General features: G+C 61.6%; 24 protein-coding genes and 1 pseudogene. 20 read left to right on the top strand and 5 right to left on the bottom strand.

All coding sequences use genetic code 11. From position 1 onward, the window contains the following. Positions 1-222: 222 nt before the first annotated feature. Positions 223-1,182, top strand: coding sequence for a methylenetetrahydrofolate reductase (locus C3B78_RS11465; RefSeq protein ID WP_104998190.1), 960 nt, complete (start codon positions 223-225; stop codon positions 1,180-1,182). A gap of 111 nt (positions 1,183-1,293) precedes the next feature. Continuing rightward, the gene (metE, locus tag C3B78_RS11460) at positions 1,294-3,633 is read left to right on the top strand and encodes a 5-methyltetrahydropteroyltriglutamate--homocysteine S-methyltransferase (protein WP_104998189.1); all 2,340 of its coding nucleotides are present in this window, start codon (positions 1,294-1,296) and stop codon (positions 3,631-3,633) included. A gap of 83 nt (positions 3,634-3,716) precedes the next feature. Here the strand turns inward: metE and C3B78_RS11455 are convergent, their stop codons facing one another. Further along, positions 3,717-4,223 (bottom strand): DUF2004 domain-containing protein, encoded by a 507-nt coding sequence (locus tag C3B78_RS11455; protein WP_104998188.1) that lies wholly within the window; start codon positions 4,221-4,223, stop codon positions 3,717-3,719. Between the two features lie 45 nt (positions 4,224-4,268). Next, positions 4,269-5,186: a LysR family transcriptional regulator gene (locus C3B78_RS11450; protein WP_104998187.1), complete on the bottom strand. Its 918-nt coding sequence runs from the start codon at positions 5,184-5,186 to the stop codon at positions 4,269-4,271. A gap of 130 nt (positions 5,187-5,316) precedes the next feature. Between C3B78_RS11450 and C3B78_RS11445 the strand changes: the two genes are divergently transcribed. The 8 genes from C3B78_RS11445 to C3B78_RS11410 all read left to right on the top strand — a co-directional run bounded on the left by C3B78_RS11445 (position 5,317) and on the right by C3B78_RS11410 (position 14,532). Next, complete coding sequence (locus C3B78_RS11445) at positions 5,317-6,714, top strand: NAD(P)/FAD-dependent oxidoreductase (protein ID WP_104998186.1); 1,398 nt, start codon at positions 5,317-5,319, stop codon at positions 6,712-6,714. Next, entirely contained in the window at positions 6,711-7,442 is a 732-nt protein-coding gene (locus C3B78_RS11440) for a DUF1365 domain-containing protein (protein WP_104998185.1), read from the top strand. The genes C3B78_RS11445 and C3B78_RS11440 overlap by 4 nt, the downstream gene beginning before the upstream one ends. Beyond that, complete coding sequence (locus C3B78_RS11435; protein WP_199775239.1) at positions 7,439-8,863, top strand: class I SAM-dependent methyltransferase; 1,425 nt, start codon at positions 7,439-7,441, stop codon at positions 8,861-8,863. Before C3B78_RS11440 ends, C3B78_RS11435 begins: the two co-directional genes overlap by 4 nt. A gap of 384 nt (positions 8,864-9,247) precedes the next feature. Next, positions 9,248-9,493, top strand: coding sequence for a glutaredoxin-like protein NrdH (gene nrdH / locus C3B78_RS11430; protein WP_013601222.1), 246 nt, complete (start codon positions 9,248-9,250; stop codon positions 9,491-9,493). 87 nt (positions 9,494-9,580) lie between these two features. Then, positions 9,581-10,033 (top strand): class Ib ribonucleoside-diphosphate reductase assembly flavoprotein NrdI, encoded by a 453-nt coding sequence (gene nrdI / locus C3B78_RS11425; RefSeq protein WP_104998184.1) that lies wholly within the window; start codon positions 9,581-9,583, stop codon positions 10,031-10,033. A gap of 20 nt (positions 10,034-10,053) precedes the next feature. Then, entirely contained in the window at positions 10,054-12,174 is a 2,121-nt protein-coding gene (gene nrdE, locus C3B78_RS11420; protein WP_104998183.1) for a class 1b ribonucleoside-diphosphate reductase subunit alpha, read from the top strand. A 92-nt stretch (positions 12,175-12,266) separates the two neighbouring features. Continuing rightward, positions 12,267-13,241: a class 1b ribonucleoside-diphosphate reductase subunit beta gene (gene nrdF, locus C3B78_RS11415; RefSeq protein WP_056079660.1), complete on the top strand. Its 975-nt coding sequence runs from the start codon at positions 12,267-12,269 to the stop codon at positions 13,239-13,241. Between the two features lie 184 nt (positions 13,242-13,425). Next, positions 13,426-14,532, top strand: a complete 1,107-nt coding sequence (locus C3B78_RS11410; RefSeq protein WP_158677242.1) for a DUF3039 domain-containing protein — start codon at positions 13,426-13,428, stop codon at positions 14,530-14,532. A gap of 101 nt (positions 14,533-14,633) precedes the next feature. Here the strand turns inward: C3B78_RS11410 and C3B78_RS11405 are convergent, their stop codons facing one another. Both C3B78_RS11405 and C3B78_RS11400 read right to left on the bottom strand, forming a co-directional pair. Next, positions 14,634-15,065, bottom strand: coding sequence for a helix-turn-helix domain-containing protein (locus tag C3B78_RS11405; protein ID WP_104998181.1), 432 nt, complete (start codon positions 15,063-15,065; stop codon positions 14,634-14,636). 477 nt (positions 15,066-15,542) lie between these two features. Then, on the bottom strand, positions 15,543-16,847 hold the full coding sequence (locus C3B78_RS11400) for a competence protein CoiA family protein (RefSeq protein ID WP_234005596.1): 1,305 nt from the start codon (positions 16,845-16,847) through the stop codon (positions 15,543-15,545). A gap of 892 nt (positions 16,848-17,739) precedes the next feature. Here C3B78_RS11400 and C3B78_RS20245 point away from each other — a divergent pair. The 8 genes and pseudogenes from C3B78_RS20245 to C3B78_RS11370 all read left to right on the top strand — a co-directional run bounded on the left by C3B78_RS20245 (position 17,740) and on the right by C3B78_RS11370 (position 23,137). Then, positions 17,740-17,931, top strand: coding sequence for a type I restriction-modification system subunit M N-terminal domain-containing protein (locus tag C3B78_RS20245; protein WP_267895211.1), 192 nt, complete (start codon positions 17,740-17,742; stop codon positions 17,929-17,931). Next, a pseudogene (locus C3B78_RS20240) lies at positions 17,883-18,572 on the top strand (N-6 DNA methylase); the annotation flags it as partial. The gene C3B78_RS20245 and the pseudogene C3B78_RS20240, both read left to right, overlap by 49 nt. Positions 18,573-18,666: 94 nt before the next feature. Then, positions 18,667-18,882, top strand: coding sequence for an N-6 DNA methylase (locus tag C3B78_RS20235; protein ID WP_324778102.1), 216 nt, complete (start codon positions 18,667-18,669; stop codon positions 18,880-18,882). 328 nt (positions 18,883-19,210) lie between these two features. Then, positions 19,211-19,543, top strand: a complete 333-nt coding sequence (locus C3B78_RS11390) for a hypothetical protein (RefSeq protein WP_104998179.1) — start codon at positions 19,211-19,213, stop codon at positions 19,541-19,543. 19 nt (positions 19,544-19,562) lie between these two features. Then, positions 19,563-19,838 (top strand): hypothetical protein, encoded by a 276-nt coding sequence (locus C3B78_RS20075; RefSeq protein ID WP_104998178.1) that lies wholly within the window; start codon positions 19,563-19,565, stop codon positions 19,836-19,838. Between the two features lie 432 nt (positions 19,839-20,270). Continuing rightward, complete coding sequence (locus C3B78_RS11380; protein ID WP_104998177.1) at positions 20,271-20,813, top strand: hypothetical protein; 543 nt, start codon at positions 20,271-20,273, stop codon at positions 20,811-20,813. 75 nt (positions 20,814-20,888) lie between these two features. Next, positions 20,889-21,617: a hypothetical protein gene (locus C3B78_RS11375; protein ID WP_158677240.1), complete on the top strand. Its 729-nt coding sequence runs from the start codon at positions 20,889-20,891 to the stop codon at positions 21,615-21,617. Between the two features lie 608 nt (positions 21,618-22,225). Beyond that, a complete protein-coding gene (locus C3B78_RS11370) occupies positions 22,226-23,137 on the top strand; it encodes an IS110 family transposase (RefSeq protein WP_234005382.1) in 912 nt (303 codons plus the stop codon). Positions 23,138-24,128: 991 nt separating this feature from the next. On the opposite strand, the gene C3B78_RS11365 is transcribed toward C3B78_RS11370, so the two are convergent. Beyond that, the gene (locus C3B78_RS11365) at positions 24,129-24,551 is read right to left on the bottom strand and encodes a GNAT family N-acetyltransferase (RefSeq protein ID WP_104998175.1); all 423 of its coding nucleotides are present in this window, start codon (positions 24,549-24,551) and stop codon (positions 24,129-24,131) included. Positions 24,552-24,929: 378 nt separating this feature from the next. Here C3B78_RS11365 and C3B78_RS20405 point away from each other — a divergent pair, with 378 nt between their 5' ends. Beyond that, positions 24,930-25,055, top strand: a complete 126-nt coding sequence (locus C3B78_RS20405) for a nucleotide-binding domain-containing protein (RefSeq protein ID WP_158677239.1) — start codon at positions 24,930-24,932, stop codon at positions 25,053-25,055. 102 nt (positions 25,056-25,157) lie between these two features. Next, positions 25,158-25,931, top strand: a complete 774-nt coding sequence (locus C3B78_RS19695) for a hypothetical protein (protein ID WP_158677238.1) — start codon at positions 25,158-25,160, stop codon at positions 25,929-25,931. The last annotated feature ends 68 nt before the right edge of the window (positions 25,932-25,999 follow it).

Genomic DNA, 25,999 nt, shown 5'->3' with positions numbered 1-25,999 from the left:
TATACAAGTTACCCCGGTAACGTGTCAGCGATCCTCCGTGTGGAGGGTGTGGGTGCCCCCATGTGGGCCTGACATTTGCTCACGGACAACTTCATTTCAGGGCGTACCAGCCGCGGCTGCGTCCTCGTGGAGTCCTTCCGTGTTCCCCAAACTCAAATTCATTGCCGGCCGTCGTCGCTTTTTCCGACAGCAGCCGTCAATGGCCCAAAGCCAAGGACGCAAATGTCGCCACCAAGCCTTATTGAAACGCACCCGAATCTTTCAGACGCCGCACCTGTGGCGCTTTCCTACGAGCTGTTCCCGCCACGTTCGCCGGCAGCCGCGGAAACCCTCTGGACCACCATCCGGGAACTGGAAACCACCGCACCGGACTACGTTTCCGTCACTTACGGCGCCAGCGGCTCCAACCGGGACACCGCCGTCGAGCTCATCAACCGCCTGCTCCTGGAAACCACGCTCCGGCCCCTGGCCCACCTGACCTGCGTGGGCAACACGCCCCAGGAACTTGCGGGAATCATCGGCGAACTGCTGGACACGGGCGTGCGTGGCATCCTTGCCCTCCGCGGCGACCTGCCCAAGGACGGCGGCGCACCGGCCGAGGGATCGCTGCGCTATGCACAGGACCTGATCGAGCTCATCCGCCGGGTTGAACAGCGCCGGTCCGCCCTGCTCTGTGCCGGGAAGATCGCCGTGGGTGTCGCTGCCTACCCCACCCGGCACCCGGAGTCACCGAGCGAAGCGCACGACGTCGAGGTGCTGCTCGCCAAGCAGCGGTCCGGCGCGGACTTCGCCATCACGCAGGTCTTCTTCCACACGGAGCAGTACGCCGACCTCCTGACGCGGGCACGCCGGGCAGGGGTCACCATCCCGATCATTCCCGGTGTCATGCCGCTCACCAGCCTTCGGCGCCTGAAGCGGCTCGGCGAGCTGACAGGCGTGGAGCCGGCTCCCGAACTGCTGGACCGGATGGCCGCGGCGGACAGCGACCTGGAGCGCATGCGGATTGGTGTCAGTGCCACCGTTGACCTTGCCAACGCGGCACTGGATGCCGGAGCGCCGGGCATCCATCTCTACACCTTCAATGAACACCAAAGCGCCCTGGACGTGCTGGACAAGCTGGCCCTCCCGCGGCGCACCCGTTCCAGCCGCCGCGATGCCGTGGCCGGCCAGCTCGCCAGCTGAGCCCGCCAAAGCCCAACGGCTGTTAGCTGAACGCTTTTTAGCTGAACACCCTTCAGCTGTGCGCCCTCCAACGGGCCTTCCGCACACATTCCAACTCCCCAGGAGATTCCCATGACTGACATCAACAACGCCACCACGCCCTTTCCCGCTGCTTCCCTGCTGGGATACCCCCGCATCGGCCGCCGCCGCGAGCTCAAGAAAGCCATCGAGGCCTACTGGGCCGGCAAGATCGACGCCGCCGCCCTGGACAACGCCGCCAAGGACATCCAACTGGCCATCGCCAAGCGCCTGCAGGAACTCGGCCTGACGGAAGCGGCAGCCGTGCCGGGCACCTTCTCCTACTACGACCAGGTCCTGGACGCCACCGCCCACCTCGGCGCCGTGCCTGCCCGCTTCGGCAAGCTCCTCAACGCCGAGGGACAGCTGGACATCGACGGCTACTTCACCCTGGCCCGCGGCAACAAGGATCAGCAGCCGCTGGAAATGACCAAGTGGTTCGACACCAACTACCACTACCTGGTGCCGGAAATCGGCCCGGAGACCGGGTTCAGCCTGGCCTCCACCGCGAAGGTTGACGAGTTCGCCTTCGCCCTCGCCAACGGCCTCGAAACCCGCCCGTACATCGTTGGCCCGGTCACGTACCTGCTGCTGTCCAAGGCTTCCGACGGCGCCCCGGCCGGTTTCGCGCCGCTGTCCCGCCTCGAGGACATCCTGCCCGTCTACGTCCAGCTGCTCGAGAAGCTCGCCGCCGCCGGCGCCAGCTGGGTCCAGCTGGACGAACCCGCACTCGTGGTTGACCAGGACACCCCGGCCGTCGAAGTCGAAGCAGCCGTGGCCCGCGCCTACGAGGTCCTCACCGCTGCAGCCGACCGCCCGCAGATCCTCGTCTCCACCCCGTACGGTTCACTCGACGGCCAGCTTGGCACCCTCGCCGCCACCAACATCGAGGCCCTGCACATTGACGTCTTCAAGGGCGCCGTTCCTTCCGCCGCGGCACTCGCCGGGCTGGGCAGCAAGACCCTGGTTGCCGGCGTCGTGGACGGCCACAACATCTGGCGCAACGACCTCGCCGCTTCGGCCGCCAAGCTGGACGCACTGAAGGCAGCTGCAGGCAGGGTCACCGTCTCCACCTCCACGTCCACGCAGCACGTGCCGCATGACGTTGCCGAGGAGGCGCAGCTCTCCGAACAGCTGCGCAGCTGGCTGGCGTTCTCCGACCAGAAGGCGGTTGAGGTCAGGACCCTCGCGTCCTACCTGGCCGACCCCGCTTCCGCGAAGGCCGCCATTGACGAAGCCACAGCAGTGATTGCTTCCCGCGCCACCGCCGCAGGCGTCCGCCGCACGGACGTCCGTGCCCGCACCGAGGCGCTCACCGCCGCTGACTTCAGCCGCTCGGAGTACCCGGTCCGCGAGGCCGCCCAGGAACAGGCGCTGCACCTGCCGCCGCTGCCCACCACCACCATCGGCTCCTTCCCGCAGACCTCGGAGATCCGTTCGGCCCGGGCCCGCAACAACAAGGGCGACCTCACCAACGAGCAGTACGAACAGCTCATGAAAGATGAGATCAAGCGGGTCGTTGAACTCCAGGAAGAGCTGGGCTATGACGTCCTGGTGCACGGCGAGCCGGAGCGCAACGACATGGTGCAGTACTTCGCCGAGAACCTTGAGGGCTTCGACGTCACGGTCCACGGCTGGGTCCAGTCCTACGGCTCCCGCTGCACCCGGCCGTCCATCCTTTGGGGCGACGTCACCCGCAGCGCGCCCATCACGGTCGAGTGGGCCAAGTACGCACAGTCCCTGACCAGCAAGCCGATGAAGGGCATGCTCACCGGCCCGGTCACCATCCTGGCCTGGTCCTTCGTCCGCGACGACCAGCCGCTGCGCGAAACCGCCAACCAGGTTGGCCTGGCCCTGCGCGACGAAATCGCCGACCTCGAAGCCGCCGGCATCAAGGTCATCCAGGTGGACGAGCCCGCGCTGCGCGAGCTCCTGCCGCTGCGCAAAGCTGACCACGAGGACTACCTGAAGTGGTCCGTGGACTCCTTCCGCCTGGCAACGGCCGGTGCCGCCGACGCCACCCAGATCCACACCCACCTCTGCTACTCGGAGTTCGGCGTGATCATCGACGCGATCGACGGCCTCGATGCGGACGTGACGTCCATCGAGGCAGCCCGCTCACGCATGGAGGTTGTCCACGACCTCGAGTCCCACGGCTTCGGCCGCGGCGTTGGCCCGGGCGTCTATGACATCCACTCGCCGCGCGTGCCGGGTGAGGGTGAAGTCACCGAACTGCTGGCCACCGCCGTCAAGCACGTTCCGTCCCGCCAGCTCTGGGTCAACCCGGACTGCGGACTGAAGACCCGGGGCTACGCCGAGACCGAAGAGTCCCTGCGCAACCTGGTCAAGGCAACCCAGGCAGTCCGCGCCGGCCTGCTGGAGTCAGCGAAGTAAGTACATAAAGAACGACGTCGGCTGGTCACTTCAGGTGACCTGCCGACGTCGTTCTTTTGCTTGATGGCCGAGCCCGCCGAAACCTAGGATTCCCACACGATTTCGTCGTCCACGACGCCGTCTTCGTCCGCGGAGGCCACCAGCACCTCGTCGGTGAAATGCTCACCCAGGGTGAAGTCCAGGACAAAGTAGCGCTCGGGCTGTCCGGGGTAGATGCCCACGTGGCCGAGCTTCAGGGCCTTCAGGAACACCTCGTTGGTGAGCTGGCTGCGGTCCGATATGCCGAAGACCTTCTGCAGGTGCTCATCCTTGAGGGCGTTGCAGTGGAAGTGCAGGTACTCCTGCGGGCTGGTGCCTTCCTGTTCCAGTTCTTCCGCGATCATGTCCCGGACCTCGTCCACGAGCTCGGGCAGGAACCGCAGGCGGTAGTCCACCTTGTGCAGTGCGGCCTCGTCGAAGTGGTCGTGGGCGGTCACGTTCAGGTCGAGCTCCAGCGGATGGCCGCGAAGTTCGTGCTTCGCGGCGATGAAGTGATCCCTGCCGTGGTTGAGCTCAATCTCTCCAAAGTGCCGGCTCGCTACCTTGCTCATAGTTTCAACATAGACCCGAACAGCGGTGCATTCCAGCGTTCGGGCCTAATTCACCGCGGTGCGCATCCCGGCGAGCGTCTCGGCCAGCAGGTCGACGAACAGCTGGACCCGGGCAGTCTTCCGCTCGTTGATCAGGAGCGCAAAGACGTTCCGGGCCAGCCGGATTTCAGGGACGTCCAGGACCACCACGCCCGCCGGCTTGTTGCGCAGGGCAAGCTCCGGCACCAAAGCCGCGCCCAGCCCCGCGGCCGCCATCTCCAGGCTCGCGTGGAAATCGTCACTGTGCGCCACCACCCGCGGATGCAAATTGCAGCCGGCGAACAGGCGCTCAATCACCATGGCGTCGCTGGTGCCCGGGTGGTGCATGATCCACGGCATCTCGGAGAGATGGTCAGCGGCTACCTTGGCATCGGACCGGAAGCCCCAGCCGGCGGGCAGCACCACCCGGAAGTCGTCGTCGCCGATCCATTGCCGGTTGATGGTGTTCGGCCACGCAAAACCGGTCTGGCCCACCTGGAACACAACGGCGAGGTCCAGGTCGCCGCCGGTGCGCAGACCCTGGATGGTCTGCCCGGGTTCAGCCACGGACACTTTCAGGTCGATGCCCAGGTTCTTCCAGGACGGATTCTTAAGGATGCGTGGCAGGACGTACGTGGCGAGGCTGGGAAAGATCCCCAGCCTGAGTTCCTGGCTGGCCGAATCCTGCGTCCTTGAGGCAGCGGCCATCAGGGCTTCGATGTCCGTGAGGACCTTGGCGGCGTGCCGGGTCATGACGACGGCGGCTTCCGTGGGCACCACGCGCCGTGCCGAACGCTGGAACAGGACGACGCCGGTGTCGCGTTCCAGGGCGGACATCTGCTGGGAGACGGCCGAGGCCGTGTAGCCAAGTGTTGCCGCTGCGGCTGCGAATGAACCGAGCCGGGTGACCTCCAGGAGGGTCTTCAGGTGTACCGGGTTTACCACCCGCCCACAGTACTCCGCCGGCCGCCGCCGAAAAAACTGCCGCCCATCCCACCCATCCGCCGGGCACGTGGTGCCGAATTGCCATCTGGATACCCAGCCCAGCGGCAAATGTTCAGCAGAGGAGCATGCATTGTCACCTAACCCAGCAGTAAGCGGAGGCGGGCGACGGCGGGTGGCCGTCATTGGCAGCGGCGTGGCCGGCCTGACCGCCGCCTACGTCCTCAACAGGGAGGACGACGTCACGCTGTTCGAAGCGGATTCACGGCTGGGAGGGCACGCGCACACGCATGACCTGCCGCAGCCGGACGGGTCCTCCATCGGCGTCGATACCGGCTTCATTGTGCACAATGAACGGACGTACCCCACTCTGCTGCGGCTGTTCGCGGAACTGGGGGTGGAGACGCAGGATTCCGAGATGAGCATGTCCATCCGGTGCGACGGCTGCGGCCTGGAGTACGCCGGAGCCCGCGAGGGCGGACGCGGCATCATCGCCCGCCCCTCCAGCCTCCTGCGGGGCCGGTACCTGCGGATGCTGTTCGAGGTCACCCGCTTCTACCGGAAGGCCCGGGCCCTGCTGGAGACTGCACCCGTTTCCGCGGCCAACGCGGACCTGGCAGCAGAGCCGACCCTTGGCGAGTTCCTGGAACGCGAAAACTTCAGTCCCTACTTCATCTCCCACTTCATGACCCCGGTGGTCAGTGCGGTGTGGTCCTGCGATCCCACCACCGCGCTTGCCTACCCGGCACGGTACCTCTTCACGTTCCTGGGCCATCACGGGATGCTGGGCGTCAAAGGCTCGCCGCAGTGGCGGACCGTCAGCGGCGGCTCGGCCAGGTACGTCGAGAAACTCGCTGCCGCCCTCGCGGATGTCCGGCTCAACACGCCGGTGATTGCCGTCCGGCGCCATGCACTCGGCGTCGAGCTGGTGACGGAGCATGGCGTGGAGGACTTCGAGGCGGTTGTCGTTGCCACCCACCCTGCGCAGGCACTGGGATTCCTGGCCGATGCCACGCCCGCCGAAAAGGAGGCGCTGGGCGGGATGCCGTACTCCGTGAACCAGACAGTGTTCCACCGGGACCCGGCCGTCCTGCCCGCCTCGGACAATGCCAAGGCCTCCTGGAACTACCGCCTTCCCTCCTGCGAAGCCCGGCCGGACAAGGTCCTGGTCAGCTACGACCTCACCCGGCTGCAGCGGCTCAGCCCGGCTGACGGCATGCCCTACCTGGTAAGCCTGGGGGAGTCGGAGCTGATAGCGGATGACCGGGTCCTTGAGCGGATGGTGTACGAGCACCCGCAGTACACCCCCGAGTCGCTGCAGGCCCAGCAGGCAATCGCGGGCCTCAGTGACAACCGCATCGCGTACGCCGGTGCCTACCTCGGCTGGGGCTTCCATGAGGACGGTGCGCTTTCCGGCGTGCGGGCAGCCGAAGCCCTGGGCCGGACCTGGCCCGTTGCCCAGGCTGCCGCTCCGCCCGGCTCCCGGGACGGCGGGGAACGGGAGCTGCTGTCCGCGGCGGAATCCGCATGACCGCAGCCCCAGCCCTCTACCGCACGTCCATCTCGCACGTGCGGCGCACACCGCTGAAGAACGCGTTCACGTACCGCAACTACAGCTGGTTCGTGGATGTGGACCAGCTCCCGCGGCTACCGTTCCTGCTCCGGCCGCTGGCCGTGTTCAACGCCGGTGACCATCTCGGGGATCCGCATGCCAGCATCCGCAGCAACGTGGAGCGCTACCTGCGCACCCAGGGCATAGAGCCCGACGGCGGCACCATCCACATGCTGACCAGCGCCAGGGTTTTCGGCTACGTTTTCAACCCCCTGACGCTGTTCTGGTGCTACCGGACCAGCGGTGAGCTTCAGTGCGTGGTGGCCGAGGTCCACAACACCTACGGGGAGCGCCACTGCTACCTGCTGCGGACGGACGCGGCCGGGCGGGCAGCCGTGCCCAAGGCGTTTTATGTCTCACCCTTCAACGACGTAAGCGGGCAGTACCGGATGAAGCTGCCCGCGCCGGGGGAGCGGCTGGCGGTGTCCATCGTGCTGGAACGGGAGGGGCACCGGCCCTTCGTGGCCAGCATGGACGGCACCCGCCGGCCCGCCACCCTCCGGAACATCCTTGCCGCCGCCCTTGCGGTGCCCGCGGCGCCGCTGCTGGTTTCCGCGCTCATCAGGGTGCAGGGCATTACACTCTGGGCAAGACGCCTGCCTGTCGTCGCCCGGCCACACCACCCCTCACAGGAGGCAGTTCAATGACAATGACGGACGACAACCAAGCAACTGCGGCCTATGTCGGAGGCAAGGCAGCAGGCACAGCCACCGATAGGGCTGGACTCATGGCAGCAGGCGACGCTGCCGGCAAGGCCCCCGCGCACTCTCCCGCAGCCTGGACCGCGGCCGGCGTGCCGGCGTCGCCCGCCACCATCGATCCGGACCTGTGGCCGGAAGTGGCCCAGCCGCCGTCGGGCGCCAAGGCTGCCGTGGCCGGCAAAGCCGCCGGACTGCTGTTCAAGGGAGCCGTAAAGCGGCTGCCGCTGCGGGTGGAGTACCCGGACGGCACCGTGCTGGGCACCGGCGGTCCGGACGCGCCGGTCATGACCGTGGTGCGGCCGGTGGCGTTCGAAGCGAGGATCGGCGACAACGGCCTGATCGGGCTGGGTGAATCCTTTATGGCCGGGGACTGGGAAGCCAGCGACCTGGCGGGCGTGCTCGAGGTGTTCGCGGCGTCGGTGGACACGCTCATTCCCGCTCCGCTGCAGAAGCTGCGTTCGCTGTACCTGCCGCGCACGCCCCGCCAGGAGCGGAACGCCGAGCAGAATACGCGCAGCAACATCTCGCGGCACTACGACCTGTCCAACGACCTGTTCTCCAACTTCCTGGACACCACCATGAGCTACTCGGCGGCACTGTTTCCGTCCGACGCCGGGCCGCTCGCCTCGGTTGGCTGGGAGGCGCTGGCCGAGGCCCAGCAGGCAAAGATCGACAGGCTGCTGGACAAGGCCGGCGTCGGAGCCGGGACCAGGCTCCTGGAAATCGGCACCGGCTGGGGTGAACTGGCGCTCCGGGCAGCGGCCCGCGGCGCCACCGTCTACAGCGTCACCCTGTCCAGCGAGCAGCAGGCGCTGGCGCAGGAGCGGATCGCGGCGGCCGGCTACGCGGACAGCGTGACCGTGGCCCTCCAGGATTACCGGGCTGTGGAGGGCGAGTACGACGCCGTTGTGTCCGTGGAAATGATCGAAGCGGTGGGCTTCGAGTACTGGCCAATCTATTTCCAGACCATCGACCGGGTGCTGGCCCCCGGCGGCAAGGTGGCCATCCAGGCGATCACCATGCCGCACGGGCGCATGTTGGCAACCCGGAACGCGTACACGTGGGTGCACAAGTACATCTTCCCGGGCGGGTTCCTGCCCTCCGTGCGTGCCATCGAGGGCGTGACGCAGCTGCACACCTCGCTGCGCGTGCGGGAGCGGATGGGCATGGGGGACCACTACGCCGCTACCCTGCGGTTGTGGGAGGAACGGTTCCTGGAGCGGTCCCGCGAGGTGGGCGAGCTGGGCTTCGACGCCGTGTTCCAGCGGATGTGGCTGTTCTACCTCTGCTACTCGCGGGCGGGATTCCAGTCCGGCTACCTGGACGTGCAGCAGATCGTGCTGGACCGCCGGGAGGCGCTGCTCTAGCGCTTCATTCAAAAGGCGGCGGCCGTCGTCGTGCGTTTCATCACCAGGAGGGGTTCCGAAGGTCACTTCGGGACCCCTCTCCTGTACCCCCGGACCCTTCCTGAGACCCTACGGCGGCAGCCGCGACACGCCGTCTTTTCAGCGACACGCTGAGGGTTAAATGTGGCTAAGTACTCCACAGGGTGTGGATTCAGTCCACGAATTTGGCGGGATTCCGGACATTTTGAAGGACCTTGCCTGTGGATTAACGGTGCATTAAATGACATACTTGTAATACATCATCTTGGGGTTCCGAAGAGGCGTCTGCACTAGATGTAGTATCTACATACAGCTTGGGCGGGAACACCGGACGAGCAAGTTTTTCCAGAAAAGGGGACAGGAATCATGACCGTAACGGTTTACACCAAGCCTGCTTGTGTTCAGTGCAACGCCACCTACCGGGCTCTCGACAAAAAGGGCATCACCTACCAGAGCGTTGACATCTCCCAGGACGCGGAGGCCCTCGAGCGCCTGAAGGCGCTGGGCTACATGCAGGCACCCGTTGTGGTCACGGACCAGGACCACTGGTCAGGCTTCCGCCCGGACAAGATCGAGGAACTGGCTCTCTCCGCCGTTTCCTCCGTGGCCTAAGGGCCCGTCCCTGCCGGCAACCAACAACCAGCCGAGGTGACTCTTACGGCAGCACCAGCAGTCCAGGATTTCCACGCGGCTCAGCGCGTGGAATCGCCCGGGCCGGTCCCGTCCGTTATTACGGAGAGCCAGCTTATCTATTTCTCCTCGGCGTCGGAGAACACCAGCCGCTTTGTCTCGAAGCTTGGCCGCGATGCGGCCCGGATTCCGCTCCTTGCGAAGGATGCACCCCTGCTCGCCACCCGGCCGTACGTGCTGGTGGTGCCCACCTACGGCGGCACCGGGGGAGAAGGCTCCGTTCCCAAGCAGGTCATCCGGTTCCTGAACCACCCGCAGAACAGGCAACTGCTGCGCGGGGTCATCGGTGCCGGCAACACAAACTTCGGGGACAACTACTGCATGGCGGGGGACATCATCGCCGCCAAATGCCAGGTACCCCACCTCTATAGATTCGAACTTATGGGAACGCCGGAAGACGTCACCCGGGTCAACCAAGGATTGGATACGTTTTGGACACGACTGTCGCAGACACAGAAGTAACCAGGGCCCAGAAGCCCGAGATGCCCGCCGCCTACAAGGGCCTGGGCTACCACGAGCTGAACGCCATGCTGAACCTGTACGGTCCCAGCGGCGAGATCCAGTTCGAGGCTGACCGCGAGGCCGCCCACCAGTACTTCCTGCAGCACGTAAACAACAACACCGTGTTCTTCCACGACCTGGAAGAGAAGCTCGACTACCTGGTGAAGAACCAGTACTACGAGCGCGAAACGCTGGACCAGTACACGATGAACTTCATCCGTGAGCTGTTCAACCGTGCCTACAAGAAGAAGTTCCGCTTCGAGACGTTCCTGGGCGCCTTCAAGTTCTACACGTCCTACACGCTGAAGACGTTTGACGGCAAGCGCTTCCTGGAGCGCTACGAGGACCGCGTCTGCATGGTCGCCCTGCACCTGGCCCGCGGCAACGAGCAGCTTGCCCTCCAGATGGTGGACGAGATCATCGAGGGCCGCTTCCAGCCGGCCACCCCCACGTTCCTGAACGCCGGCAAGAAACAGCGCGGCGAGCTGGTCTCCTGCTTCCTGCTCCGCATCGAAGACAACATGGAGTCGATCGGGCGGTCCATCAACTCCGCGCTGCAGCTGTCCAAGCGCGGCGGCGGCGTGGCCTTCGCGCTGACCAACATCCGCGAAGTCGGCGCCCCGATCAAGCAGATCGAGAACCAGTCCTCCGGCGTCATCCCCGTGATGAAGCTCCTCGAAGACAGCTTCTCCTACGCCAACCAGCTCGGTGCCCGCCAGGGTGCGGGAGCTGTGTACCTGCACGCGCACCACCCGGACATCTACCGCTTCCTGGACACCAAGCGCGAGAACGCGGACGAGAAGATCCGCATCAAGACCCTCTCCCTCGGCGTCGTCATCCCGGACATCACGTTCGAGCTGGCCAAGCGGGACGAGGACATGTACCTGTTCTCCCCGTACGACGTGGAGCGCGTCTACGGCATGCCGTTCTCCGACGTCTCGGTCACCGAGAAGTACTACGAGATGGTGGACGACTCCCGGATCAAGAAGACCAAGATCAAGGCCCGCGAGTTCTTCCAGACCCTCGCCGAGATCCAGTTCGAGTCCGGCTACCCGTACATCATGTTCGAGGACACCGTGAACCGGGAGAACCCGATTGACGGCAAGATCATCATGTCCAACCTGTGCTCTGAGATCCTCCAGGTTTCCCAGCCCACCACGTACAACGATGACCTGTCCTACGCGGACACCGGCAAGGACATTTCCTGCAACCTGGGCTCGCTGAACATTGCCAAGACCATGGACTCGCCGGACTTCGGCCTGACCATCGAGACGGCCATCCGCTCGCTCTCGGCCGTGTCCGACATGTCCAACATCACCTCGGTGCCGTCCATCGCCAAGGGCAACGACCAGAGCCACGCCATCGGCCTGGGCCAGATGAACCTGCACGGCTACCTGGCGCGTGAGCGGGTCCACTACGGTTCCGAAGAGGGCCTGGACTTCACTAACATTTACTTCTACTCGGTGGTGTACCACGCCATCCGCGCCTCCAACCTGCTGGCCATTGAGACCGGCCAGACGTTCGGCGGCTTCGAGAAGTCCAAGTACGCCTCCGGCGAGTTCTTCGACAAGTACACGGATCAGGAATGGGTGCCGCAGACCGAGAAGGTGGCGGAGCTGTTCAAGAACGTCCACATCCCCACCCAGGCTGACTGGCTGGCGCTGAAGGCTTCGGTCATGGAGCACGGCATCTACAACCAGAACCTGCAGGCTGTTCCGCCCACCGGCTCGATCTCCTACATCAACAACTCCACCTCCTCGATCCACCCGGTGGCGTCCAAGATCGAGATCCGCAAGGAAGGCAAGCTGGGCCGCGTGTACTACCCGGCGCCGTACCTGACGAACGACAACCTGGAGTACTACCAGGACGCGTACGAGATCGGCTACGAGAAGGTCATCGACACCTACGCCGCCGCCACCCAGCACGTGGACCAGGGCCTGTCCCTGACGCTGTTCTTCAAGGACACCGCCACCACGCGCGATATCAACAAGGCCCAGATCTACGCCTGGAAAAAGGGCATCAAGACCATCTACTACATCCGTCTCCGCCAGCTCGCGCTGGAAGGGACGGAGGTTGAGGGCTGCGTCAGCTGCATGCTTTAATCTTCAACTAAACGTGCCAGTACGACGGCGGGTGCCCGCCCGCCGTCGTACGCTTTAACTTAGAGAAAACCACCCAACGCATAGGGGATGACATGACCGAGAAGGTCAAGCTGCTTAGCCACGTCGAGGCCATCAACTGGAACCGCATCCAGGACGACAAGGACGTCGACGTCTGGAACCGCCTGGTCAACAACTTCTGGCTGCCGGAGAAGGTGCCGCTGTCCAACGACGTCCAGTCCTGGAACACGCTGACGCCTGCCGAGCAGCAGCTCACCATGCGCGTCTTCACCGGACTGACCCTGCTGGACACCATCCAGGGCACGGTTGGCGCCGTTTCCCTGATTCCGGATGCGCTGACCCCGCACGAGGAGGCCGTGTACACCAACATCGCGTTCATGGAGTCCGTGCACGCCAAGAGCTACTCCTCCATCTTCTCCACGCTGGCCTCCACCAAGGAGATCGACGAGGCTTTCCGCTGGTCCACCGAGAACGAGAACCTTCAGAAGAAGGCGCAGATCGTCATGGACTACTACCAGGGCGATGATCCCCTGAAGCGCAAGGTTGCCTCCACGCTGCTGGAGAGCTTCCTGTTCTACTCGGGCTTCTACCTGCCCATGTACTGGTCCTCACGCGCCAAGCTGACGAACACGGCTGACCTGATCCGCCTGATCATCCGTGACGAGGCCGTGCACGGCTACTACATCGGCTACAAGTTCCAGAAGGGCCTGGAGAGGGTTTCCGAGGAGAAGCGCCAGGAAATCAAGGACTACACGTTCGAGCTGCTGTTCGAGCTGTACGAGAACGAAGTCCAGTACACGCACGACCTCTACGACGGCGTCGGCCTGGCCGAGGACGTCAAGAAGTTCCTGCACTACAACGCCAACAAGGCCCTGATGAACCTGGGCTACGAGGCGATGTTCCCGGCGTCCGTCACCGACGTGAACCCGGCAATCCTTTCGGCCCTGTCCCCGAACGCTGATGAGAACCACGACTTCTTCTCGGGGTCAGGTTCTTCGTACGTGATCGGGAAGGCTGTTAACACCGAAGACGAGGATTGGGACTTCTAGGACCCGTGTGAGATCGGAAGCTAGTTGGCGATTTGGCGACTAGTTGGCGATTTGGGACCGGAGACTTGGCGAAAAACCGGCCTATCTGGCGGTTTTGCGCGAAATCTCGAAGCTAGTTTCAGCATTCGGAGCCAGCAGGGAATATGGAGGTAGCTCGCCTGTGGCGTGGCCAACTATGCGCGTCTTGAAAGAACTGACCCGTGGCTGGGAGGACATTCGTCAGCGTTCCCTCATTGCCGGGGGCGACTGGAAAAGCCTTCCGGTGCTATCAGAACTCTCTCACCCCGCCATTCAAGTGTGTCAGGACTTTGACACGAACCCGGCAAGTCCAAAGTACGAACGGCACAAGGAGGCTACGCAGGCTGCCGGATACCCTGTTGTGGAGGCAAGAGACCTGAAGACCGGACCAGGATGGCGTGCAGCCGTGATTGTCCAGGATGGTGTTTCTTGGATCGTCCACGCCGATACCCACGATCGATTTCACGCTGGGGTCTCTAGCCGTTTCGGTAGTCAGCTTCGGGAGGCAACTGAGCCTAGCGAGCTGGATTTCGCTTTGAGGAAGCTCAAGCTGGCCGAGGCCGAAGTGTTGAGGTCGGTGCAGGAGTGGCAGGAACAGATCATTCTTGTGACGCTCACGGCGTTCCGCACGGCTTTCAAGGAGCATCCGGACGGTCGGGAGGTTAAGAGGATGCTTCCCTGCCCCCCTTCGGCCTTGTTGCAGCCCGGAATACCTGCAGTGGACATGGAGCTCACCATTTCGGTGATCGCTGAGGAAGCTCAGGGGACTGAAGAAGGCTATGAAAGTGGGGAGACACTTGCCGAGGTCAACCTCAAGTTCGATTCGTGGAAGTTTGTGGATGCTCAGGGCGGATCTTCGGCGTACGCGCGGGGTGTCAAGACTATTCTCTTGACTACAATCCTGCCCATTCTGGACAGTCGCGAGGAAACATGGACGAAGGAACCCGCGGCCTACTACGGCTTGGATGGAAGCTTGAGGTTCAGCATCGAGATGTCGAGGATGCGCGCCCTACAAGTTGTTTTTGCTGCAGAGAATGAGGGAATTTCTGCTGAAGCTTCAGGGCAGGCAACTCGAGCCGATGTCCATCATTTTGTTACAGGGGAAGCACTGAAAGCCGCCATTGCTGAGCAAAAGCCGCTACGGGCTGCTTGTGGTTATTGGTTCGTTCCAGCAAGGTTTCCCGATGGCCTTCCTGTGTGCGATGACTGTTCGAAGCAGGGTCTAGTCATTCGGTTCCTTGAGCAGATGGGGGCAGGTCCGCTGCAACGTTGAGGGGAACTTGGATGTAGCCCTCACCATGACGACCAAACAGAACCGGTCGGTCCCAACTGAAGGGATCCGACCGGTTTCTGAATCATTGGGGATTTATGGAGCTAGTAGCCGAGCTTCCGGGCTGTGTCTGGATCCACGCCAGCGACGCCCGGTATCAACTGACCAATCGCCTGTGATCGGTTCGCGAATGCAGCAGCAACATCGCGCGATGCCTGCGCCTGGCGCTCTTTTAGAGCAAAAACCGATTCTGCTGAGATTCGCTGGTCACGCGCTCCCACCACACGGGAACAGAGCTCGCCTTCCGCGATCATTTTTAGAATCGTAGGGCGGCTTACGTTTAGGACTTGAGCCGCTTCATTGGGGGTGAGTTCCTCGCATTGGGACAGAACTTGAACGGTGAGACCGCGGCGCACAAGGCCGAGGACTTCCTGAAACGCCTCAGTTATCTTCGACTCCGGGTCGAGATTTTTAACTGCCGCTTCAACTGCGTTTATTTCGGCAGTTGGGACCGTGTTGGCCGGGATGGTTTTCATTGCTTAATCGCCTACTTCTTCTCTGCTCGCCTTGGCTATGTCATGTGTAGCAGGTGTCGTAAATGTAGCAAGTGAAAGCCCGCGCGAGCAAGCTAAGGGCATGCTTTCCGACTCTTGTCGAGGTGGCAGTTGTTCTCGTGGGTTTGGTGCCATGGTGAGCCATGACCGGATGGCGTGGGCTGGCGGGTTGCCTGTAGTGGAACTCCACGGCGGCGGCTGGGTCAATATCGCCGACCTGGAGGAGCCTCCGTTTAGCGACCGTAACGAGAGGTCTGGAGAGCAGTCCGGGTGGCCCCCCTCCGATGGTCCAGAGGTTGACAGCAAACTGTGGGGAACCCGATGCTACTTCAGATCCTTCCGGTCAGGCGCTCGGAGGAGGCGCCACACATCAGATTTGTTGCAAAGTGACTACTCTGCGGACACGTAGTCCTGGGACGTGTCTAGATCTTGATGCCGACGAGTGAACCACGGGCACCATCAGTCGCCTCGGTAGGGGTGAGCTGTGCCCATGAATCTTCGCCTGGCTTCGGCGACCCCTTCGGGCGAATGGAGCTCGGCCCATGTCTTTTTGCGGTCTGTTTGCAGTTCGTCCGGCACCGCGGGCCTGTCTTCGTAGTTTATTACGATCGGCGCAAGGATGGGTGGTCGTTGCTTTTGAGGCTTTCCCTTTCGGGGGTCTGGGTGCGTTGGTTGTTTGGTGTCCTTTCTCGTCCTTTTCATCAGTGGGGCGCTGACCAGTGACCATTTCTCTACTCGGATGCATGAGATGAACATCTGACCGATCAGGGCGTCGCACTCAGGGCAGACGAAAGCGCTGTATTCCGCGGCTTTCGTTTTGCTGCGCCGGGTCTTGATTAGCGCCTTCTCCACGTCAGCATGAGTGGCCCTCATCCAGTCATTTAGGACCCTATGGACGTCGGGGTGGTTCTCGTAACGCTTTACTCCGACTTCACGTTTCAACGCCAGCGGAGGAGCTGACATGTGCTGGACGCCGGGCCGGGCTGACTGGGCGTTCCAGAGCAGCATCGGGTGTTCGCAGCTCCAACATTGGGTCAATGTCGCCCAGACGAACGGTCCGTCTTCAGTATGCACTGTATGGGCCCCGTACGCTGTCTGGGGCGGAGCGCTGTTGCTGTTCATCTCCTCGATTCGTGCTTCAATGTCTTCGAGACGCCGTCGTTCCTCTTCCCTTACCCGCGCCTCGCGCTCGACCTCCCGCCGATGCGCAGCAACCTGCTCGTCCGGACTACCAAAACGCCACCGTGGCCCGCGTCTGAGTATCGAGTCGACAAACAGCCCGAGCCGGTCTGCGGTTGAGAAGTCTGCACCAGCGTTCAGGTCCATCAGTTCGGCCGGATTTTCCGGGACCTCTGAACTCTTCCCGAAACCCGTTACGACAACGGGAATCTTGATGGGGGAGTTGTCCAAGGGGCGGGGGATAACCCAGACGGGGAACACACCATCATTGAAGTACCGCTGGCTCCTGATCTGGTACTTTTCCGGAGTCTGCGAAGAAAGTTGGACCTCAAAGGCTACTCGGTGGCGCTTGTCGTCCGACTCGGCCAGGACATCGATAATCCATTCCCGAGAAGGATGCGGGTACTCGAGGAAGGCGTGCCAGCCGTCCAGGGAGTCAATCTGGTCGCGCAGTGCAGTCTTCATGGCCAGGTGTTGTGGCGATTCGCCGCCATGATCTACGTTGCACTCGGCGATTCGATAATGCGCGAAAAAGTGGGTCGTGCCGCGGGATTTGGCTATCGCCCTGATCCCGCACAAGGGCATGACCATGCGTTTAACTTGGTCTGACTGCTTTAACTCTGTCCAGGTCTCGGGCGAATGCTTTGAGGCATCGACTCGTTGTCCATCAAGATTGGCTATCAGCGGCATGCTTCCCCCAGGTGTTGCCGGCGATGGTTAACCCGCCGCCTTGGTGGAGATTTCACCACATGCCTATGGCTGTACGTCAAGAGGCAGCGGCACGATTCGGGGGTGCCGACCCCCGCCATTCCATATTCATAGCGCTAGCGCCACGAATTGGATCATCGGGCGTGGTCGGCCTGACTTTTTGGACTTACGACTACACGGCGGGGACTTGCGATGAGATTTCCGAAGGCTGCGTTGGGGGTGGGCCGGTCGCCATAGCGGAGCTGGGCCGCGTAAACGTCCAGCCTGCTGGGCGTAGCTTGCGCCGATGCCGCTTCTTAGAACCATCATCGGGGGCGGTTGGGGCGCCAAGGGCCGTGGAGGGGGTGTCACCGGACGGCGCTTGGTTATGGCCGTTGCCCTAATGTTGCTGTTCTTGCCCGCATCGCTTACCTAGCTACTTCGCCCTTGCCTTTCACCGTTGTTCGGACCGCTTGTTGTCCATGTCCAGAACACACGAAGATTAACAATTCCGCTTCTAAACTTTCCTTACCTTAACAATTGTTAATTTCGTACCGCTTGGATCAACAAGAAGACGGGTCCCGTTGTCGGCGCACGGACTACATAGACACCGCGGTCGCGTTCGGATGCTTCTTTCACGAGATGAAGGCATGTCATCCACGGATCACCCTAGAGCTTGCTCATAGACCTGCTCGTGGCCGGCCGAGAAACTACGCATGATCTCTGGCAGAGGCAGCATAAGCCCGCCGGATGTAAGCCCCCGGCGAGGAACTGAACGAACGGAGCACCTTTGACGCTCTCAACCACTGAGCCCGGACACCTGTCGCAGCGGCAACTCGAGTCGACTCTTTGGGCGGCTGCCAACGCCTTGCGAGGCCCGGTCGACCCCGGTGACTTCAAGGCCTACGTTTTTCCGGTGATGTTTTTGAGTGGATCAGCGACAGCTGGGATCACGAGCACGCTCAGGCGCTCGAGGACTTAGGCGATGCCCTTACTGATGAGATTGAGGCCGACTACCACACGTTCGTTATCCCGGACGGCTGCCACTGGTCCAACGTCATCGAAACCGCCCAGCAAACGGGTGCCAAGCTGGACGTCGCCCTGCAGCGGATCCAGCAGGCCAACCCGGACGCGCTGGCCGGCGTTTTTGGGGACGTCCAGTGGGCCAACCAGGAACGGCTCCCGCAGTCGGCCTTGGCCGCGCTACTGAACTCTTTCCACTCCGTCCGGCTGGACCCGGACAGCGTCAACGGCGACATGCTCGGTTCCGCGTATGAGTATCTGCTGCGGGAGTTCGCTGAAGCATCAGGCAAGAAAGCCGGTGAATTTTTCACGCCCCGCCATGTGGTTCACCTGCTGGTGAAGATCCTGGACCCGAAACCGGGTGACACGATTGCCGACCCGGCGTGTGGCTCCGGCGGCATGCTTGTCGAGACCGTCACGGCCGTGAAAGACAGTGGCGCGGACCCGCGGACGCTGCGCCTTCATGGCCAAGAGGTCAACCTGACCACCAGTGCCATCGCGAAGATGAACCTGTATTTGCACGGGCTCAAGGAGTTCAGGGTCGTCCGCGGCGACACGTTCCGCGAACCGAAACTGCTGGACGGGGACGGCCTGCAGAAGTTTGACGTCGTCATCGCCAACCCGCCGTTTTCGCTGCAGAACTGGGGGGGCCGAAGGTTGGGCCAACGATCCTTACGGCCGCGTCGTCTGCGGGGTGCCGCCGGTCAAGAACGGCGACTATGCCTGGATCCAGCACATGGTCGCCTCCATGAAGGACGACACCGGCCGGGTGGGTGTGGTGATGCCCCACGGTGTCCTATTCCGTGGTGGCAAGGAAGGTGCAATTCGGGAATGCCTGATCCGCAAGGACCTGCTCGAAGCCGTCATCGGCCTGTCGCCGCTGCCGGCAGCAAGGCAAATTTCACCGTAACCCTCACCTGGCGGGCCGCCGCCCATACATGAAACCACTGTCGTTAAGTCCGGTCCTGCATCGCGCAGCCCCGGGTAGCGATCTCCTTAACCGCTGACCGTTTCTCATTCCTACCCGTTACGCGTGGTTATTGAAGTTCCAGCCCGCGCCGGGGTGTCCGGTACCCCCGGACTTCGCGGCGTCTTGGTGGAGAGTCAGCAATGTCAGAGGCAGCGATTAGTTCCAGTGCCGTAGGTGACGTTGGGCTGGAGCAAACTTCCGGCAGTAGCGCATGATTTATCGCTTCTTCTCGGCGCGCCTATTCGAATATATATTCTAGGATTGTGGTATGAACCCCGAACAGGCCAGTAGGTTGCAGGCGCAGTACGCGCGCCGCGCCGGCCCGATAGGGCTGACCGTCGAAGAACTGGATTTCGAGCACTTCCCGGTCAAGAACGGCTACCCCGGTATTCCTGTTAAGGCCTGGATCCGGTTCCCTAACTGTGCGGAGTTGGTGGACGGTGAAGTGTTCGCCTGGACAGCGAAAGCAGCCGAAGTGACTTGGAGGGACGGCCCAATAACGTACAGGACCTGGGTCTGGAGCTCGGCGGTCACGCGGCGGGAAGAAATTATGAACAGGAATTTGGGAGAGCGGACCAATCGTGACAGCAACACTAGGTGAGAAGAGCCCCGAGGCTCCCGTGGACGTGAGGTTCACCGCGACCGGCACGCCGTTGGCCGTCCGCTATGACGGGCGGGTACGGGCTGTTGCGGCAGAACCGCTGCACTGGTTCAGTAGGGATTCTTGGTGGGAGACGCACCCGACGGTGCCGGTAGGGCTGGGCAATGTGGTAGACATCGAGAACTGGCGGGTGCAAGTCCGTCTAGGAGCCTCTACCTCGGCGCTGCGCACGTTCCAGCTCCGCAGAAATCCGCTTTCAGAGCAATGGTTGCTGGAGTCGATAGCCGGCGATTGAGTTCGGCGCCCGAGCGAATGAGCCTGTCTTGACGACTAGGGCCTTTCGCAACGGCTGACGTACGATATACCCGGCCGTTTCTCACCAAGGTCGCAACGGACTCGTTTCGAAGGTAAGTAACCGTGTTTGGCGTTCCAGGGTCGCGATGTCATGGTCGACTTACGGCACACTCCGTGTCGGAGAAAGATCCTTCACGGTGCACTTCACCCCACGGGTCCTATGTGAAGGCAGACCACGCGTCCGAGAAAGGGCCGGTGGCAAGTGAGGATGTAGCGGGCTATCCCTGTTGCGGTCCCAAATAGCGCTGTAAAACACCGCCATTTGTCGGCGAAAGTCACAAGGAGGGGGATCGTTCTAGTCCCACAGCGCTTCAAAAACAGTCGGCTTAGACACGCAGCTCACGAAATCAAGAGGGTATGTGAACATACAGAGATGGAGTTAATTCTTGTTCCCGCCTTGATCACTGGCCTAGTTACTGGCCTGATTGCACTGGGGGGTGTGGTTTACACTCAGAGACAAGCCGCTGCAAGAGAAGCTGAGAAGTGGGCCCGGGATCAGGCTGAGTCGGCCGCGGAGCACGAACGCCAGCGCCGACTCTGGGCAAAAGACCACAGATTCAAGGCACATGTGAGCTTCATGGCGGAGCACCAACGCCTCCGTCAGTGGATTTCCATCTACACGAACGTTGGCGTTCCAGGAACAGAGGTTCCAGGAATTGATTGGACCAAAGACCTTCTAGCGAAACTCATCGAAGTCGAACTGCTTGCTAGCGCTGAGGCCGCAATCGCAGCCCGCCGTCTTCTCGCGGCTACAACGGGGCTGAGGGATGGCAGTGTTGGGGCGGCGATGCATGCTGAGGACGCATTCACCGAGTACAGAAAGCTCGTTCAACGCGATCTCGAACTGGACGAAACGCAGCTTCCGACGTGGCGGGACACAGCAACGACCTCACCCCAAAGCGAGACACGGCCTTAATGGTCGTACACCACAACGTCGGACTCAGGAATCGAGAGATTCGGAGGTTGTGGACGGTGTAGTTATTCTGGCCGTATGACGACGAATCCTTCACTCTGGCTACGCCCGGGCATCAACACTTCGCCGTGGCCGTACATGAAGTTTCTTCGTGCAGTGGGCATTAGGAACGAGCTACGCACTCTGATGGACATCAACGCAACCGCCAGCAACAGAAAAGTCGTTGGTTCGCTCAGCGCCGACCGCCGCACCGCAACATTCAAACTTTCCCTGGATTCACCACTGCCGGTAAACGAGTGGGCACTGCTGTTTGGTGATATGGTCCACAACTTGCGCTCAGCGCTGGACTCGTTGGCCTGGGAGCTGGCACATATGGACGGTGCTGCACCTGACGCACGTGTTCGAAAGCAAATTTATTTCCCCCTGTGCACTACCCAAGCAGTCTGGGAGGCAAAGCTCGCCGGCCCGCTGGCTACCGTCCCTGAGCAATTCCGGGCAGGTTTGTACGAACTGCAACCGCTCCGTCATCCTGACCCGAGAGATGCGGTGGTCCTGGCATTGCATGAGTTCGATATTGTCGACAAACATAAGTCATGCGTTTACGCCAGCACAATGACACACAACCTTGGTGCGATGATTATTGACCTGAAGGATTCCGCGGGGAACAAAATAAACTTCGACCCGCGTTTGCTCTCGCTGGCAGGCCCCGGCCCTTTCGAAGACGGTCAGCCGCTGTTCAGTGTCAGCACGGAGAGGCCTATCGCTTTTGCGAGCAGTCCGATGAACGTGCCGGTCCAGCTACTTTAGCCGGTCGATCAGTTTGAGCTTTCAGATAGCCTACGCGTGCAGGTGCAGGCTTCATCTGGACTGCAGACGAGGGGGTCGGAGCGCGGGATGCAGAATTTTGACAGGCAGTGTCTGCACAATTCAGCGAAGTCCCTGGTCGTTGCAGGTCCAAGGCCGGTCCAGGGCGGCACCAGAGGATGACGCCCTGGTGCCCAGGCTCGTTGCATCAGACGGTGGTGCAGCTGCGGCAGGCCAAGGCCGCCAACGTCTTCCACCTTAGTGACCAGGATGCCTTTTCCCTCGTTGTCCCACTTCGCTGCGATGATCTCGCACAAGTAGGAGTGATATTTCGTCTGGGAGTGTTATTACCGGCCGGTCCGAGACTGGCTGGCAGGCTGGTGCTGTGACTTCGGACGAACGTGGCCCTTGTGTCGTTTTGCCCTTTGGTTTGATCGCGAGGTGCGCTTGCAGGGATCTGCCCGTTCATCTGGAGACCAGCATCGGTTCTGTCTACTGTGATGGCTTGATTAGAAGCCTGCCCAGCCTCAGAGGTTGTGGCTCATCCCAGACTTGCCTCGCTGTATTCCGCTGATACCCGTAATGACTCGAAGGAACTTCAGGAGGTACAAATGGCCGTAGTGGCGCAGTCTTATGACTTTGTTGTTGGCATCGATACGCACTCAAGAACGCATACCTTGGCCATCACCTCCGCGGTAACCGGAGCCGAGATTGCCAACGAAACGTTCCCTTCAACAAGCAGTGGGATGAAGCGGGCACTGGGCTGGATTTCCCGTCGCAGCACCGGCGACAAATCACGGGTACTACTCTCCATGGAAGGAACCGGATCATACGGTGCCAAGCTTCGGCGGCTGGCAACGGAGTCGGGCTTCCGAGTTATCGAGGCACCGTTTCCGGAACGTCGTATTGGTCGAAAAAGGGGCAAGTCCGACAGCATTGATGCAGTACGCGCGGCGAGGGCTGTCCTAGGAACCGAGACGGATGAGCTTCGGGAACCGCGCGCCGGCCAGTACCACACGGCATTACGGGTTCTCACCGTTGCCAGGACTGCAATGGTCCGCGAACGAACCGCGGCTATCAATTCGTTGATCGCACTGCTGCGCGTCGTCGACCTAGGAATTGATTTACGCAAGTCGTTGACTCCCAAAACAATCGAAACCATTGCAGCCTGGAGGACACGGGACGAAGGTGTCGGCACTCGGGTAAGTCGTTCCGAAGCCACTCGCTTGGCCAAACAAATCCTCGCCCTTGACGACCAGCTTGAGCAGAACCGGGCTGATATGGCTCTGTTGGTTCAGCAGAGCAGCCACGCACTCCTGGATATGCCAGGTGTGGGCCCAATTAGCGCCGCAGCGATTCTTACCGCATGGTCGCATCCAGGCCGCGTTCGCTCGGAGGCAGCGTTGGCAGCACTTGCTGGCACATGCCCAATCCCAGCTTCATCAGGCGGAACGATTAGGTACAGGCTCAATCGCGGTGGGGATCGTCAACTGACAAGGCGATCCACACGATTGCTGTCGTAAGAATGCGCTGGCATCAGGAGACGAGGGAATATGTGGCCCGCCGGACGCGTGAAGGGCGGAACAAGAAGGAAATCATCCGGAGCTTGAAGCGCTACATCACGCGGCAGATCTTTCGAACTCTCAGTACGGCCGGCGTGGTTTTCAGTGGTCACGCTCCTTCAAGGCAGGGTTGCTAGCTTTTGCGATTCGAGATGTGTCAGCCCGCGGGGAGTCTGCGCGGCTAACACCAGCGGGGTGTATGACAGCAGGGCATGCCGCCCGCCAGAGAGAGCTAGCCTCTAGTATGGGTCCCTCATGGGACAACTCGAACTATCCCGGATCCGTGATTAGCAGAGGCTCGATGCGAGCTGCGCATGATGCCCGAGTGAAGGGCTTCTCCGCGGCAGAGACGCGGTTGTTCTTTCCTGTGTCATCGCACCAGTCAACGTCGTGGGGATACGCCTCTACGGCCGCTTCCCGGGGGTGGCGTTGGTCGGCAGTTGAAAAGAGTAGGTGAAACCGCCAGCATCATTCATCGGCGCGGTTGTACTGATGATCCGCTTGCCTCCCGCGTCTGTGACAGTCACATTGATCTCAGCGTTTTCGCCGTATCGGGGATCGCACTCGGAGTCCTGAGCTTCGACTGTCACGGTCTCGCCGATTGCGGCGCTCGATGGAATCACAGAGTAAGGAGGTGGCATGCAGGGAGGTTCCCCAATAGTGGATGGACTGCAGCCAGCAAGTACGACAGCTCCTCCGAGCGCACACACGGTAAGAAACGCTGCCGGCCGCCGACTGAGTCCGAGGCGTGGCCTCGGGAACTGGGGCTTCATTTCCTCATTATGAGGAAGACCCAACCCTCTTTTGCCAAAGATGCATATCCGTCGCTATATCGTTGTAGACCAGATCAGGTGGACCCCGCGCGACATGGTCCGAGCCGAATCTACGGCTACGGCTAAGAGCCACGAAACGCCGCTGTCGAGCACGCCGATCCTTGAGCGGACGGAAGCCGTCAGTCGAATCTGATGAAGGCTCTGACCAATCCTCCTTGGAATTCCTCGGCCTGGGTATAGCCGAGGGCTTCGTAGAACGCTTTCTGCTTCGGCTCGTTGTCGGTGATCAGTACTTTCTGGCGCACATTCGGGTACTCTCCGAGTGCCCGTTCGGCAAGGGCTCGCCCTATACCTCTTCTGTGATGCGACGGCCGAACCAGGATGTCCTGGAGGTAGCAAATTGAAGCACCATCGGAAATGACACGCACTAGTCCAACCAGCGTCTGGCCGTCATGAGCGGCCACAAGTGTGGAAGATCCTTTCAGCGCTCGTACGAGATTGTCAGGGTCCTCCGTGTAGGCAAGCCAGTCCACCGCACGGTATAACTCCAGGACTTCACTGAGTGGCAGGTCTTGGGCCTTCACTACGTTGATGGTGGTCATGCTCTATACAAACACGCAGTAGTTTCTCTGGAGGCGGCTTCGACCGCGTGCCCGTAAGCCGGGCCCGAATCAGACAAGATGGGCTTGACGTATATAGAAGCATCCCTGCCTTTGTGACGTAGAGCTGACCCTCCTGAAGAACCGGGGATCGTCCACGCGCTACTGCGCTGTTCTATCAGCTTCAGTTCCCCCAGGGCGGCGGCCTCCCTATAGGCCACCCGGGCATACCCAGACTTTTGGGCTTCGCCTTCATCCGCCGTTCACCCGCTTCTGGCTCTCAGCTACGCTGATCAGGCGCTGTTTTCGGAGAGGAGCTTTTCGAAGTCTTTGCGCGCCAGGGCTCGTTTGCCATCCTTCAGGTACGTCAGGCCCCTGGCAATGCGAGGCCATGATCGCCACGAGGTTACCAGCTTCCGGGGACATCATCGCGTCGAGTGCTACATCCTGAAGAACCGTGTGGTAGTTGCTAGAGACGGCATTTCGGTTCCGATCTCTGTCGATTGAGGCACAAACAACGGTTCATTCAACTGGTGTCCGGTCGAGGATGGGATGTGAGACAACTAAATAACGACGGCGCGGTGGCCAAACAGCCAGTACTATCGAGACATGCCCTATGAGCCCATCGTTCCCGAGGGACACCACCTCGGAACTTCACGCAAAGTTGATGGTGCTGTGACTGGCCACCTTTTCGAAGACGGCACGAACGGCCTCAAGGGACACGCCGCCTGGCGATGGGTCGACGAGCCTGAGCCAGGCTACGGTCCGAGCTACGAATACGAACCGTGGAGTGAACCACCGTCGGAAAAGCCGCGTGAACTGACGCCAGAAGAGCGGGAGCTGGCCAACCAAATAATTGCACTGGTCGTGGTAGGCACTGTTCGGGCTGTCGAAGCGGCGACGCCGCACGTCAAGCGCTGGTGGAACGAGAAGGCCGTTCCACCAGTGAAATCTGCGTGGCAGCGTGTTACCGCCCCCCGCAAGGCGACCAACGAGGCCACTGCTGCCACCTCTTCCTCAGTGAGCCGGGCTACCTTCGTAGCCACCACAACGGCAGTGGAGGTTCCGGTTGCGGAATCCAGGATCAGTATGCGGAGTGCCGAGTGGAAGGAGCGGTTTCGGGCAATGCTTGCAGCTGGTGCCTTCAAAGACGAGCAGTTGCGAATTCTCTCCAGTGCTCGAATCGAGGATGACGACGCCCTCTTGGAAACGCAGGGCACCATGGAGCAGCTGACGCCTCAGCAGTTTGCCGATCGGATCAAGCTGATGCTTGAGGCCAATCCTTCGTTGCTTGACGAAGAGACTTCAGCTGAGTTGAGAAGAGTCTTCAGTGGGCAGTCAAAGCCCTCTCGTGACCTTGGTATGACGGAATTGGTGCAGTGATGTCGCGCCGGTCGCTCATTTTGAGGTTGAACATCTGGGGCGGCTTGAGGTTGAACATATGGGTGGCC

It is taken from the genome of Arthrobacter sp. PGP41 (assembly GCF_002953935.1).
Taxonomy (GTDB): domain Bacteria; phylum Actinomycetota; class Actinomycetes; order Actinomycetales; family Micrococcaceae; genus Arthrobacter.
The sequence above is the reverse complement of the archived record's forward strand: the minus strand, read 5'-3'. Positions and strand labels throughout refer to the sequence as shown.

Excerpts from the sequence above, each read along its gene's own strand:
- nrdE (WP_104998183.1), top strand. The coding sequence starts at position 10,054 with ATGCCCGCCGCCTACAAGGGCCTGGGCTACCACGAGCTGAACGCCATG.
- C3B78_RS11455 (WP_104998188.1), bottom strand. The coding sequence starts at position 4,223 with ATGAGCAAGGTAGCGAGCCGGCACTTTGGAGAGATTGAGCTCAACCAC.
- C3B78_RS11405 (WP_104998181.1), bottom strand. The coding sequence starts at position 15,065 with ATGAAAACCATCCCGGCCAACACGGTCCCAACTGCCGAAATAAACGCA.
- C3B78_RS11370 (WP_234005382.1), top strand. The coding sequence starts at position 22,226 with ATGGCCGTAGTGGCGCAGTCTTATGACTTTGTTGTTGGCATCGATACG.
- C3B78_RS11390 (WP_104998179.1), top strand. The coding sequence starts at position 19,211 with ATGAACCCCGAACAGGCCAGTAGGTTGCAGGCGCAGTACGCGCGCCGC.
- nrdF (WP_056079660.1), top strand. The coding sequence starts at position 12,267 with ATGACCGAGAAGGTCAAGCTGCTTAGCCACGTCGAGGCCATCAACTGG.
- C3B78_RS11380 (WP_104998177.1), top strand. The coding sequence starts at position 20,271 with ATGGAGTTAATTCTTGTTCCCGCCTTGATCACTGGCCTAGTTACTGGC.
- C3B78_RS11400 (WP_234005596.1), bottom strand. The coding sequence starts at position 16,847 with ATGCCCTTGTGCGGGATCAGGGCGATAGCCAAATCCCGCGGCACGACC.
- C3B78_RS11365 (WP_104998175.1), bottom strand. The coding sequence starts at position 24,551 with ATGACCACCATCAACGTAGTGAAGGCCCAAGACCTGCCACTCAGTGAA.
- C3B78_RS11465 (WP_104998190.1), top strand. The coding sequence starts at position 223 with ATGTCGCCACCAAGCCTTATTGAAACGCACCCGAATCTTTCAGACGCC.
- nrdH (WP_013601222.1), top strand. The coding sequence starts at position 9,248 with ATGACCGTAACGGTTTACACCAAGCCTGCTTGTGTTCAGTGCAACGCC.
- C3B78_RS11375 (WP_158677240.1), top strand. The coding sequence starts at position 20,889 with ATGACGACGAATCCTTCACTCTGGCTACGCCCGGGCATCAACACTTCG.
- C3B78_RS19695 (WP_158677238.1), top strand. The coding sequence starts at position 25,158 with ATGCCCTATGAGCCCATCGTTCCCGAGGGACACCACCTCGGAACTTCA.
- C3B78_RS20405 (WP_158677239.1), top strand. The coding sequence starts at position 24,930 with ATGCGAGGCCATGATCGCCACGAGGTTACCAGCTTCCGGGGACATCAT.
- C3B78_RS11440 (WP_104998185.1), top strand. The coding sequence starts at position 6,711 with ATGACCGCAGCCCCAGCCCTCTACCGCACGTCCATCTCGCACGTGCGG.
- metE (WP_104998189.1), top strand. The coding sequence starts at position 1,294 with ATGACTGACATCAACAACGCCACCACGCCCTTTCCCGCTGCTTCCCTG.
- C3B78_RS11435 (WP_199775239.1), top strand. The coding sequence starts at position 7,439 with ATGACAATGACGGACGACAACCAAGCAACTGCGGCCTATGTCGGAGGC.